Source organism: Sphaerotilus sp. FB-3 (genome assembly GCF_023706025.1).
Classification (GTDB): domain Bacteria; phylum Pseudomonadota; class Gammaproteobacteria; order Burkholderiales; family Burkholderiaceae_C; genus Sphaerotilus; species Sphaerotilus sulfidivorans.
The window spans coordinates 38,458-50,652 of sequence record NZ_BQWE01000016.1 but is presented as its reverse complement, the minus strand read 5'-3'; the positions used below and the strand labels follow the sequence as shown (position 1 = coordinate 50,652).

At 71.9% G+C, this 12,195-nt stretch carries 11 protein-coding genes and 1 pseudogene; 9 read left to right on the top strand and 3 right to left on the bottom strand.

All coding sequences use genetic code 11. The features are described 5' to 3' along the window. Together NFT33_RS08490 and NFT33_RS08485 are read right to left on the bottom strand one after the other, a co-directional pair. Positions 1-105, bottom strand: a pseudogene (locus NFT33_RS08490) (IS5/IS1182 family transposase); the annotation flags it as partial. Positions 106-199: 94 nt separating this feature from the next. Then, positions 200-1,261, bottom strand: coding sequence for a 6-phosphofructokinase (locus NFT33_RS08485; RefSeq protein ID WP_251674604.1), 1,062 nt, complete (start codon positions 1,259-1,261; stop codon positions 200-202). A gap of 125 nt (positions 1,262-1,386) precedes the next feature. Here NFT33_RS08485 and mpl point away from each other — a divergent pair, with 125 nt between their 5' ends. Genes mpl through fabG form a run of 3 tightly spaced genes read left to right on the top strand, consistent with a single transcriptional unit; the run spans position 1,387 to position 4,144 of the window. After that, positions 1,387-2,769, top strand: coding sequence for a UDP-N-acetylmuramate:L-alanyl-gamma-D-glutamyl-meso-diaminopimelate ligase (mpl, locus tag NFT33_RS08480; RefSeq protein ID WP_251674602.1), 1,383 nt, complete (start codon positions 1,387-1,389; stop codon positions 2,767-2,769). Between the two features lie 5 nt (positions 2,770-2,774). Then, positions 2,775-3,413: a YqiA/YcfP family alpha/beta fold hydrolase gene (locus NFT33_RS08475; RefSeq protein ID WP_251674600.1), complete on the top strand. Its 639-nt coding sequence runs from the start codon at positions 2,775-2,777 to the stop codon at positions 3,411-3,413. Next, positions 3,404-4,144 (top strand): 3-oxoacyl-ACP reductase FabG, encoded by a 741-nt coding sequence (gene fabG, locus NFT33_RS08470; RefSeq protein WP_251674598.1) that lies wholly within the window; start codon positions 3,404-3,406, stop codon positions 4,142-4,144. The genes NFT33_RS08475 and fabG overlap by 10 nt, the downstream gene beginning before the upstream one ends. Before the next feature lie 20 nt (positions 4,145-4,164). Here the strand turns inward: fabG and NFT33_RS08465 are convergent, their stop codons facing one another. Beyond that, positions 4,165-6,060 carry a bifunctional metallophosphatase/5'-nucleotidase gene (locus NFT33_RS08465; protein ID WP_251674595.1) on the bottom strand — a complete coding sequence of 632 codons (1,896 nt, stop codon included), beginning with the start codon at positions 6,058-6,060 and terminating at the stop codon, positions 4,165-4,167. 159 nt (positions 6,061-6,219) lie between these two features. On the opposite strand from NFT33_RS08465, the gene NFT33_RS08460 reads away from it, so the two are divergent. From NFT33_RS08460 to NFT33_RS08435, 6 genes are all read left to right on the top strand, one after another. Continuing rightward, on the top strand, positions 6,220-8,289 hold the full coding sequence (locus NFT33_RS08460) for an RNB domain-containing ribonuclease (protein ID WP_251674593.1): 2,070 nt from the start codon (positions 6,220-6,222) through the stop codon (positions 8,287-8,289). A gap of 39 nt (positions 8,290-8,328) precedes the next feature. Continuing rightward, the gene (locus NFT33_RS08455; protein WP_149502334.1) at positions 8,329-9,213 is read left to right on the top strand and encodes an energy transducer TonB; all 885 of its coding nucleotides are present in this window, start codon (positions 8,329-8,331) and stop codon (positions 9,211-9,213) included. A gap of 64 nt (positions 9,214-9,277) precedes the next feature. After that, positions 9,278-10,123: a shikimate dehydrogenase gene (gene aroE / locus NFT33_RS08450; RefSeq protein WP_251674591.1), complete on the top strand. Its 846-nt coding sequence runs from the start codon at positions 9,278-9,280 to the stop codon at positions 10,121-10,123. 24 nt (positions 10,124-10,147) lie between these two features. After that, positions 10,148-10,963, top strand: a complete 816-nt coding sequence (locus NFT33_RS08445) for a transglycosylase domain-containing protein (RefSeq protein WP_251674589.1) — start codon at positions 10,148-10,150, stop codon at positions 10,961-10,963. 28 nt (positions 10,964-10,991) lie between these two features. Continuing rightward, complete coding sequence (locus NFT33_RS08440) at positions 10,992-11,597, top strand: hypothetical protein (RefSeq protein WP_220786889.1); 606 nt, start codon at positions 10,992-10,994, stop codon at positions 11,595-11,597. Further along, positions 11,597-12,160: a TlpA family protein disulfide reductase gene (locus NFT33_RS08435; protein ID WP_246607612.1), complete on the top strand. Its 564-nt coding sequence runs from the start codon at positions 11,597-11,599 to the stop codon at positions 12,158-12,160. Before NFT33_RS08440 ends, NFT33_RS08435 begins: the two co-directional genes overlap by 1 nt. The last annotated feature ends 35 nt before the right edge of the window (positions 12,161-12,195 follow it).

Genomic DNA, 12,195 nt, shown 5'->3' with positions numbered 1-12,195 from the left:
CCGGTCCAGCCACATCGTCAACGCTCCCCGCGCCTTCAGCGCCGCGTTGTAGGCCTTCCAGTTCGTCGTGCGGTACTTCGTCCGCTTCTTCTTGGCTTCGCTCACCGCGTCAGTCTACGAGCGCTCGGACGATCGCTTTGTGCAACAGAGCCACCCTGAATGCCTACCTGAGCAGTCTCTGAGGGGTCGGGCTGGCGCGTCAGCCGACCTCCCCCAGACACACCCCGATCTCCCGCGCGCACACCAGCAGCGGATGATCCAGCGGCACGCACCGGTTCTGGCCGGCGACCGCGGCCAGCGGCACGCTGGCGAGCTGACCGCCCTGGAGCGTGACCATCCGCCCGAACTGGCCGCGGCGCAGCAGGTGCGCGGCCTCGTTGCCGTACTGCGTCGCCAGCACGCGGTCAAACGGCGTCGGGCTGCCGCCGCGCTGCACATGGCCGAGCACGGTGGCGCGCACCTCGGCCTCGACCCGCGGCTGCAGCTGCTCGCGCAGCAGGTGCGCCACGCCCCCGAGGCGGATCGGATCGGGGCTGCCGGCGACCGTGCGCTCGACCGTCAGCGTGCCGCCGACCGGCCTGGCGCCCTCGGCGATGCAGATCAGCGTGGCGCGGCGGCGCGCGTGGCGCTCGCGGCAGACGGCGGCGACGCGCTCGAGGTCGAAGTCGATCTCCGGCAGCAGGATCACGTCGGCCGCGCCGGCCAGCCCCGCCTCCAGCGCGATCCAGCCGGCGTAGCGCCCCATCGTCTCGACGATCATCACGCGGCCGTGGCTCTGGCCGGTGGTCTCGACCCGCTCGAGCGCCTCGGTCACGGTCGCCACCGCGGTGTCAAAGCCGAAGCTGCGCTCGCAGCCGGCGATGTCGTTGTCGATGGTCTTGGGCACGCCCACCATCGGCACGCCGCCGACCTCGCCGAGCCGCGCGGCCATCGTCATCGTGCCGTCGCCGCCGATGGTCACCAGCGCGTCCAGCCCCAGCTCGCGCTGGTAGGCCACGACCTCGGCCGAGACGTCGCGGCCGCGCCAGGCAAACGGGCTGGCGGTGTTGCTGGTGCCCAGGATGGTGCCGCCGGTGGCGAGAATGCCGCTGACCTCGTCCCAGCCCAGCGGGCGCACCCGGCGCTCGATCAGGCCGAGAAAGCCGTCCTCGATGCCGATCACCTCGGCGCCGCACTGGCGGATCAGCGACTTGGTGACGGCGCGGATGACCGCGTTCAAGCCGGGGCAGTCGCCGCCGCCGGTGAGCATGCCGATGCGCATCAGAGGTACCTCTCGGTTTTCATTTCTGTCGAGCTGCGGCCCCGGCAGATGCGGGGCCCGGAAGGTGGCCAGTCTAGGGGGACTCCGCTCGGCGGACCTTGAGCCGGATCCTAGAATCGCTGTCCATGCACATCCACATCCTCGGCATCTGCGGCACGTTCATGGGCGGCGTCGCGGCGCTGGCCCGCGAGGCCGGTCATCGCGTCACCGGCTGTGACGCCAATGTCTACCCGCCGATGAGCGACCAGCTGCGCGCGCTCGGCATCGACCTGATCGAGGGCTTTGCGCCCGAGCAGCTCGCGCTCAAGCCCGACCTGTTCGTGGTCGGCAATGTCGTCAGCCGGGGCAACCCGCTGATGGAGGCCGTCCTCGACGCCGGCCTGCCCTACGTCAGCGGCCCGCAGTGGCTGGCCGAGAACGTGCTGGCCGGGCGCCATGTGCTGGCGGTGGCCGGCACGCACGGCAAGACGACCACCACCTCGATGCTGGCGTGGATCCTGGAGGCGGCCGGGCTGCAGCCGGGCTTCCTGGTCGGCGGCGTGCCGCAGAACTTCGGCGTGTCGGCGCGGCTGGGGCGCCTCGGGGCGGCGGGCGAGCGCACGCCCTTCGTCATCGAGGCCGACGAGTACGACACCGCCTTCTTCGACAAGCGCAGCAAGTTCGTGCACTACCGCCCGCGCACCGCGATCCTGAACAACCTCGAGCACGACCACGCCGACATCTTCCCGGACCTGGCCGCCATCGAGACGCAGTTCCACCACCTGGTGCGCACCGTGCCGTCGCAGGGCCGGCTGGTGGTCAACATCCGCGAGGAGGCGCTGAAGCGGGTGCTGGCGCGCGGCTGCTGGAGCCCGGTGCAGCATTTCGGCGCCCGCAAGGAAGAGCCCGGCGCGCTGCGCGCCCGCGGCGAGCCGCATGCCTTCGACGTGCTGCGCGGCAGCCTGAAGGTCGGTCGCGTCGAATGGAGCCTGCTGGGCGAGCACAACCAGCTCAACGCGCTGGCCGCCATCGCCGCGGCCGAGCATGTCGGGGTGACGCCGGCGGTGGCCGCCGAGGCGCTCGGCCGCTTCGAGAACGTGCGCCGGCGCATGGAGCTGCGCGGCGAGGCCGGCGGCATCAAGGTCTACGACGACTTCGCCCACCATCCGACGGCGATCCGCACCACCGTCGACGGCCTGCGCCGGCGCATCGGCGACCAGGCACGCATCCTGGCCGTCTTCGAGCCGCGCTCCAACACGATGAAGCTCGGCACGATGAAGTCGCAGCTGCCGTGGGCGCTGGAGGAGGCCGACCTGTCCTTCTGCCACAGCGGCGGCCTGGGCTGGGACGCGGCCGAGGCGCTGTCGCCGATGGGCAAGCAGGCGCGGGTCTACGGCAGCATTCCCGAGCTGGTCGACGCGGTGGTGCGGCTGTCGCGCCCCGGCGACCATGTGCTGTGCATGAGCAACGGCGGCTTCGGCGGCATCCACGCCAAGCTGCTCGACGCCCTGGCGGCGAAGAAGGCCTGACGCGCATGAGCGGCGCCGCGCCCCCCTCGACCACCCACCTGCTCTACCTGCACGGCTTCCGCTCGTCGCCGCAGTCGATGAAGGCGGCCAAGATGGCGGCCTGGGCGGCGGCGCAGCCGGGGCTCACCTGGTGGTGCCCGCAGCTGCCGCCCTCGCCGGCCGAGGCGATGGCGCTGGTGCGCGAGGGCACCCGCCACTGGCCGGCCGGCCGGCGCGCGGTGATGGGCAGCTCGCTGGGCGGCTTCTACGCCACCGCGCTGGCGGGCGACGGCGGCTGGCGCGCGGTGCTGATCAACCCGGCGGTGCATCCGGCGCGCGACCTGGCGAAGTACATCGGCGAGCAGACCGCCTGGCACGATCCGCAGACGCGCTTCTTCTTCCGCCCGGAATTCATCGCCGAGCTGGAGACGATCGACCCCGGCGCGCCGCGCGAGCCCGCCGCCGTCCAGACCTGGGTCGCGCAGGGCGACGAGGTGCTGGACTGGCGCGAGATGGCCGCGCGCCATGCGGCCACCGAGCTGCATGTGCTCGAAGGCGGCGACCACGCGCTCAGCAGCTTCGACGCGCACCGCGACGCGATGCTGCGCTTCCTGCGCCTGCCCCACGATTCCCACCCCCCTGCCGAAAGACACGCATGCGACTGAAGGACAAGGTCTCGATCATCACCGGCGCCGCCCAGGGCATCGGCCTGGCCACCGCGCTGAAGTTCGCCGCCGAGGGCGCGATCGTCATCGTCTGCGACATGAAGCCCGAGGCGGTGGACGCCGCGGTCGCGCAGTGCCGCGAGGCCGGCGCGCAGGCGACGGGATTCGCGGTCGACGTCACCGACCGCGGAGCGGTCGACGCGATGGTCGCCGCCGTCAAGGCGCAGTTCGGCCGCATCGACGTGCTGGTCAACAACGCCGGCATCACCCGCGACGCGCGGCTGCAGAAGATGACCATCGAGCAGTTCGACGCGGTGATCGACGTCAACCTGCGCGCCGTCTTCCACTGCGCGCAGGCGGTGGCCGACACGATGGTCGCGCAGGGCGCGGGCGTGATCCTGAACGCCAGCTCGGTGGTCGGCCTCTACGGCAACTTCGGCCAGACCAACTATGCCGCGGCCAAGTTCGGCGTCATCGGCTTCACCAAGACCTGGAGCCGCGAGCTCGGCCCCAAGGGCGTGCGCGTCAACGCGGTGGCACCCGGCTTCATCGAGACGCCGATCCTGTCGACCATTCCCGACAAGGTGATGGACCAGATGCGCGCCGAGGTGCCGCTGCGCCGCCTGGGCCGGCCGGAGGAGATCGCCAATGTCTACGCCTTCCTCGCCAGCGACGAGGCCAGCTATGTCAACGGCGCGGTGCTGGAGGTGGCGGGCGGGCTGACGGTCTGAGGCCCCCGCCCGCTCCGGGATCAGGGCAGCACCACGCCCGCCTTCGTCGTCACCTTCTGGTGCGAGTAGTCCGCCGCCGCCGGCCGGGCGACCGTGCCCAGCGCGGTGACATGGTCGGCGAAGGTCTGGGTGTAGAGCAGATAGGTGTTGACGAACTGGCCCGCCGCGTGGATCGGCGCGAAGGTCGCATAGCCGTCCTTGCCGCTGGCGACGAAGTCGTTGGTGACCAGCACATAGCTGCGGGCCGGATCGATCGCCGACCAGCGGCCGGTGCTGCGATTCTTCACCTCGACCCGGCTGAAGCGGCGGCCCTTGGGCTGGCTCAGGTCGAGCGCCCAGCGCAGGCCGGCCGCATACGGATGCGAGCCGTTCGACTGCGCGCTGTCGAGGTGGTTGGCCACCCCGTCCTCCAGCGCCGCGACGATCTGCGCGCCGGTGACCTCCAGCTCGACCAGCACATTGGTGAAGGGCAGCACGGTGAAGGCGGTGTTCATCGTGATCGTGCCGGCGGCGATCGCGGTGCGCACGCCCCCGGCGTTCTGCAGCGCCACGTCGGCGCGCTTGCTGGCGCGCAGGAAGGCCTCCGCCACCACCTGTGCCGCATCGCTGCCGCGTGCCAGCGTGTTGGCGCTCTCGCAGCCGGCGACGCCGCCGGAGCGGTTGGTGGTCTCGCCCGGCACCCGCACCAGGCACAACGCCTGGCTGGCCGTGCCGATGGCGCGGGCCTTCTGCGCATCGACCTGCGCGGTGTAGCCGGCCAGCACGCCGGCGGCCACCGGATCGGGCGCAGCCACCTTGATGCCGGCGTCGGCGGCCAGCCGGGCGTTCAGCGCGGTCCGGGTCGCCTCGTCGACCGTGACGAAGGTGCCGGCCTCGTTCTTGCGCTTGAAGCTGTCGCCGATGACCAGCGAGGCCTGGCCGCCGCAGCTCGCCACCGCGCCGCGGGTGTCGAACCGGACATTCATCAGACCGAAGGCCTTGCTGTACTCCCAGGCCTGGCCGATGCAGACCGTCTCGCCGCTGCGGTTCTTCTCGACCGTCGGATAGGGGCCCGAGCTGCTCAGGCCGAAGCGGCTGAAGTCGCCCAGCAGCGTGTGCGAATCGGCGCCGATGATGACGTCGACATCGCTCAATGCCGCCGCCATCCTGCGATCGGCCTCGTAGCCCTGGTGGGTCAGCAGCACGATGTGGCGCACGCCCTGGGCCTTGAGCTCGTCGATGGCCTTCTGCGCGGTGGCGGTCTCGTCGAGGAACTGCGTCGTCGCCAGCGGACGCGAGGAGTTGGTGGTCTTGCCGGCGATGTCGATGCCGATGATGCCGACCTTGACGCCGTCATAGGTCTTGATCAGGTAGGGCTTGTGCACCGGCGTGCCGGCCGGCGCCAGCGGCGAGCCGGCCGCCGGCACCACATTGGCCGAGACCACGGTGGTGTCGCAGCCGCCGCCCAGCAGCTGGTCGACGAAGGTCCTGAGCACGCCGTCGCCGTCGTCGAACTCGTGGTTGCCGTAGCCGACCGCGTCGAAGCAGACGGTGTTCATCATCTTCGCATCGGCCTCGCCCTTGAAGAAGGTGTAGTACAGCGAGCCGGTCAGCGCATCGCCCGCATGCAGCTTCAGCAGGTTCTTCGTGCCGGCCTGCTGCTGCGCCTTGAACAGCGTCGTCAGCCGGGCAAAGCCGCCCAGCTCGACCTGCGTGGCCACGCCGTCGAGCGTCAGCTCGGTGCCGGGAAAGGCCTCCAGCTGCGAGTGATGGTCGTTGATGTGGGCGATGTTGAGCTCGAGCGCGGCATAGGTGGGCGCCGGCGCCGGGCTGCTGCCGCTGTCGTCGGTGGCGCAGGCGCCCAGCACGGCGGCGGCCATCAGCGCCAGCAGGGTCGGCCGGAAACGGCGGGCAGGGGCGGGACGCAGGCAGGACATGGCGCGGCTCCAATCAGGCGGAAGGCATCGAACGTGAACAAATGTCGCTGATGCTGCGCAACAACGGTGAACCGGCGATGACATGCAGCTTCCGGGCCGGCGCAGCCGGGGCGTGCACACAGCCCGCGGGCCTTCGCCATCGGCGACAATCCGGCCCCTATGAATGCCCTCTTCGAAGACGCCGGGAAGTTCCTCGCCGGCCGCGTGTTGTCGGAAGCCGAGAGCTCGATGCAGGTCGAGCTGGACTCGGGCAAGCGCGTCAAGGTCAAGGCGGCCCATGTGCTGCTGAAGTTCGACAAGCCCGCGCCGGCCGTGCTGATCGCCGAGGGCCAGCGCCTGGCCGAGGAGATCGACCTGGATCTGGCCTGGGAATTCGCACCCGAGGGCGAGTTCGGCTTCGCCGACCTGGCGCGCGACTACTTCGATGCCGGCGCCGGCACGAGCCACCAGGCCGCGGCGCTGTTCCGCCTGTTCGGCGCGCCGCACTATTTCCGCCGCATGGGCCGCGGCCAGTTCCGCAAGGCGCCCGAGGAGATCGTGAAGGCCGCCCTGCTCGCGATCGAGAAGAAGGCGCAGCTCGCCGCGCAGATCGAGGGCTGGGCGGCCGAGCTGGTCGCCGGCCAGTGCCCGCAGCCGGTGCGCGAGCAGCTCTACAAGATCCTGTTCAAGCCGGACAAGAACGCGCCGGAATACAAGGCGGTGGTCGACGCCGCGAAGAAGGCCCAGCGCGCGCCGCTGGACCTGCTGGTGGCCGCGGGCGCCATCGACAGCCCCTACCAGTTCCACTGGCGCCGCTTCCTGTTCGAGCAGTTCCCGAAGGGCGCGGGCTTCCCGGCCTCGCTGGTGGCGCCGGAGATCCGCGACGAGCTGCCTCTGGCCGAGGGCGTGCGCGCCTTCTCGATCGACGACTCGGCCACCACCGAGATCGACGACGCGCTCTCGGTGCAGGGCCTGGGCAGCGGCACCATCGTCTTCGGCGTGCACATCGCCGCACCGGCGCTGGCGATCCAGCCGGACTCGGCCATCGACAAGGTCGCGCGCGACCGCTTCTCCACCGTCTACATGCCGGGCTGGAAGCTGACCATGCTGCCCGACGAGGTGGTGCAGAGCTACACGCTGCAGGAGGGCCGCGACTGCCCGGCCGTGTCGCTCTACGTCACGATGGACGAGGCCACGCTGGAGCTGAAGTCCACCGAGACGAAGCTCGAGCGCGTGCCCATCGTCGCCAACCTGCGCCATGACAAGCTGGATGCGGTCGTGACCGAGGCGGCGCTGAGCGGCGAGGCGCCCGCCGACTTCGACTTCGCGCCCGAGCTGGCCTTCGGCTGGCGGCTGGCCCGGCACCTGAAGGCGCAGCGCGAGGTGGTGCGCGGCAAGCCGGAGAACTTCAACCGGCCCGACTACAACTTCCGCCTGCAGGATGCCGACGGCCAGTCGCCGAGCGCGCCGCCCGACGGCCGCGAGACGGTGATCATCAGCGAGCGTCGCCGCGGTGCGCCGCTCGACACCATCGTCGCCGAGGCGATGATCCTGGCCAACAACACCTGGGGCGGCTGGCTGGCCGAGCTGGGCGTGCCGGGCATCTACCGCAGCCAGGCCAGCATGGCGCCGGGCGTGAAGGTGCGCATGTCGACCAAGGCGCTGCCGCACGCCGGCATGGGCGTGGCGCACTACACCTGGGCGACCTCGCCGCTGCGCCGCTATGTCGACCTGGTCAACCAGTGGCAGATCATCGCCTGCGCGCGCCACGGCCGCACCGCGGCGCTGGCGGCGCACTTCAAGCCCAAGGACACCGCGCTGTTCGCGATCATCTCGGGCTTCGACGCCGCCTACTCGGCCTACAACGGCTTCCAGAACGGCATCGAGCGCTACTGGACGCTGCGCTGGCTGCAGCAGAACGGCGTGACCGAACTCGACTGCGCCGCGATGAAGGACGGCCTGGTGCGCGCCGACACGCTGCCGCTGGTGCTGCGTGCGGTCGGTGCCGACGGCCTGCCGCGCGGCGCGCGGGTGCGGGTGCGCCTGGGCGAGCCGGACCTGCTGACGCTGGAGATCGGCGGCAGCGTGATCGCCCGCCTGGATGATCCGACCCGCGCGGACGACGACGCGGTGATCGAGGACGAGGCCGAGGAAGGCGCCGAGGCCGCCGCCACCGGCCTGGCGCTGGCCATCGACGTGGCCGATGCCGACACGCCGGCCGCGACCGACGGCGCCGCGCCGGCCGCCTGAGCCCGGCCCTTTCGCCTCCCCCGCCTCCACGCCCCGCCGATGCAGCGCCTCAAGCAACTCTCGAATCTCCAGATCGCCCTGCTGCTGTCGCTGGGCGTGCATGCCGCCCTGCTGACGCTGCGGGTGGTCGATCCGGAAGCCTTCGACCGCATCCTGCAGGACACCTCGCTCGAGGTGGTGCTGGTCAACGCCAGCTCCGCCGAGGCGCCGACCCAGGCGCAGGTGATCGCGCAGCGCAACCTGGCCGGCGGGGGCGATGCCGAGCAGGGCCGGGCGACCTCGCCGCTGCCGCCCGCCCCCGCCAACCAGGCCGGCGACTCGCTCGACGAGGCGCAGCGTCAGATCGAGCAGATGCAGCTGCAGCAGATGCAGCTGCTGGCGCAGATGAAGCGCGAACTCGCCCGTCTGGCCACCACCGATCAGGCCCGGCCCTCGGCGCAGGACCAGCCGGCCGCGCGTGCCGAGGAGGAGCGCCGTCGCCAGCTGCTCGACCAGCTCGCGCAGATCGAGAAGCGCATCAACGACGAGAACGCCCGCCCGCGCCGGCGCTATGTCAGCCCCTCGGCGCGCGAGGGCGTGCACGCGATCTACTACGACACGCTGCGCAGCCGCATCGAGGACATCGGCACCCGCAACTTTCCCGAGGACAAGGGCGTCAAGCTCTACGGCGAGCTGAGCATGCTGCTGGAGATCGACAGCCTGGGCCGCGTCGTCGAGGCCGAGATCATCCAGACCTCCGGCAACCGGCTGCTCGACCGCAAGGCGCAGTCGATCGTGCGCGGCGCCGGCCCCTATGGCCACTTCACGCCGCAGATGCGCGCGCAGTTCGACCGGCTGGTCTTCGTCTCGCGCTTCCGCTTCACCCGCGAGCAGGGCCTGCAGGCCACGGTCGAGGAAAACCAGAACGCGCCGCAGGGCCGCTGACGCGTCGCCCCGCGCCCGCGCCCCCCCCCTTTTCATCCAGTCACTCTCACGCCCGCCTGCTGCCATGGACCGCTATGTCGTGATCGGCCACCCGGTGGAGCACAGCCGCTCCCCCGCCATCCACGCCCGCTTCGCTGCCCTGACCGGCCAGACGCTGGTCTACGAGCGCCTGCTCGCGCCGCTGGACGGCTTCACCGGAACGGTGCGCGACTTCGCTGCGGCCGGCGGACGCGGCTGCAATGTCACCGTGCCGTTCAAGTTCGAGGCCTGGCAGCTGGCGGCGCGCCGCACGCCGCGCGCCGAGCTGGCGCAGGCCGCCAACACCCTGCGATTCGACGCCGAGGCCGACGGCGGCTGGTGGTGCGACAACACCGACGGCGCCGGCCTGGTGCGCGACATCACGGTGAACGCCGGTGTCGCGCTGGCCGGCCGGCGCGTGCTGCTGATCGGTGCCGGCGGCGCGGCCGCAGGCGTGCTGGGACCGCTGATCGAGGCGCGACCGGCCGGCATCGTCATCGCCAACCGCACCGCGCAGAAGGCCGAGGCGCTGGCGCTGCACCATGCCGCGCTGGCGCGCGAGCACGGCGTGGCGCTGCAGATCGCGCCGCTGGAGGCGCCGGGCGAAGCCTTCGACGTGGTCATCAACGGCACCGCCTCCAGCCTGTCGGGCGCCGGCGTGCCGGTGCAGGCCGAGGTGCTGCGCCCGGGCGCGCTGGCGCTGGACATGATGTACGGCGCCGGCGCACGCGGCTTCCTGGCCTGGGCTGCCGAGCACGGCGCCACCGGCCGCGACGGCCTGGGCATGCTGGTCGAGCAGGCGGCGGAAGCCTTCCTGGCCTGGCGCGGCGTGCGGCCCGACACCGCGCCGGTGCTGGCCGAGCTGCGCGCGCTGGTCGACGCGCCGCGCTGAACATCCCGCCCGGAGAGACGCGCGATGTCGGACACCCCTGTCGCGACGCTGTCCTGGCCGGCCCGGCTGGGCCGGCTGCTGGTGCTGGTGCTGCTCGCCGGCGTGGCGCTGCAGCTGTATTTCCTGCTGCGCATCGCGCTGATGACGGTGATCGATCCGGCCTCGACCACCTTCCAGCGCAGCGAGATCTGGCGCCTGGCCACCACGCAGGGCCGCGTCGACTGGGCGCAGGAATGGCGCGACTACGAGGAGCTGGGCCAGCCGATCGCGCGTGCGGTCATCGCCAGCGAGGATGCCGGCTTCGTCGAGCACAGCGGCGTCGAGTGGGACGCGATCGAGAAGGCCTGGGAACGCAACCAGCGCGCCGAGGCGGTGGCCGAGCGCCGCAACGAGCAGCTCGAGCGGCGCCAGCAGCAGGCGCTGGCGCGCGGCCGTGCGCCGGCCGAGCCGCCGCCGCGGGTCGAGCCCAAGGTGGTCGGCGGCTCGACCATCACCCAGCAGCTGGCCAAGAACCTCTTCCTGTCGGGCGAGCGCACCGCGGCGCGCAAGGCGCAGGAATTCGTCATCACCTTCATGCTCGAGGCGCTGCTGAGCAAGCGGCGCATCCTCGAGATCTACCTGAACCATGTCGAGTGGGGCGAAGGCCTGTTCGGCGCGCAGGCCGCCGCACGCCACTACTTCCGCACCGACGCGCGCCGGCTCGGTGCGATGCAGGCCGCGCGGCTGGCGGTGATGCTGCCCGCACCCAAGCGCTTCGAGCGCCGGCCCGGCTCGGGCTATCTGACCGGCCGCGCCGGCACCATCGCCGCGCGCATGGGCGCGGTGCAGCCGCCGCGCTGAATTGCCAACCCCTGCGAGGATCGCCAGGATGTCCACGCCACTGACTGCGGAGATCGCCGCCGCCGCCGCCCGCCTCGTCGTCGAGGAGGGGCTGGAGTACGGACCGGCCAAGCGCCGCGCCGCCCGCGACCTGGGCCGCGGCGCGCGCCAGGTCGAGCTGCCCGGCAACGACGAGGTCGAGGACGCGGTGCGCGAGTACCTCGACATCTTCTGCGCCGACACCCAGCCGGACGAGCTGCGCGCGCTGCGCGAGCTGGCCGCGGTCTGGATGGAGCGCCTGGCCGTCTTCCGACCGCACCTGACCGGCGCGGTCTGGCGCGGCACCGCCACCCGGCTGTCGGCGCTGCACCTGGAGCTCTACTGCGACGACGGCAAGTCGGCCGAGATCGCGCTGCTCGACCGCGGCGTCGACTTCGACATCGCCAGCACCCGCGGCCCGCAGGGGCGCGACATCGACGTGCTGTCGCTGGCCTCGCGCTGTCCCGCCTTGGGCGAGACGGTGACGGTGTTCCTGTCGGTGCTCGATCATGACGACCTGCGCGGCGCGCTGAAGGCGGACGCACGCGGCATGACCCAGCGCGGCGACCTGGCGGCGCTGCGTCGACTTCTGGACGAGCAGGCGGAGGACGCATGATGCAACGCAGGACCTGGATGCTGCTGGCGGGCGGCACCGCGCTGGCCAGCGCGGGCGCCGGACTCTGGTGGCGATCGACCCGGCAGCCCGCGCCCGGCGCAGCCGCTCCCCCGGAGGACGGCGCCGGCACGCTGTGGTCGATGCAGTTCGACCGGCCCGAAGGCGGCAGCCTGGCGCTGGCCGCGCTGCGCGGTCGCCCGCTGCTGATCAACTTCTGGGCCACCTGGTGCCCGCCCTGCATCAAGGAAATGCCCGAGCTCGACGCCTTCGCCCAGGAGCAGGCCGCGCTGGGGCCGGCCGGCTGGCAGGTGATCGGCCTGGCAGTGGACGGACCGACCCCGGTGCGCGAGTTCCTGGCCCGCACGCCGGTGAGCTTTCCGGTCGGGCTGGCCGGCTTCGGCGGCACCGAACTGGCGCGCAGCCTGGGCAACGGCGGCGGCGGCCTGCCCTTCACCGTGGTGCTCGACGCCCGCGGCGAGGTGATCCATCGCAAGCTGGGCGCCACCGATCTGAAGGAAATGAAAGACTGGCGTCGTCAGGACGCATCGTCCCCCCGGTCCTGAGCCGGGAGATGGACCCGACGGGTTTCCGGGCACTC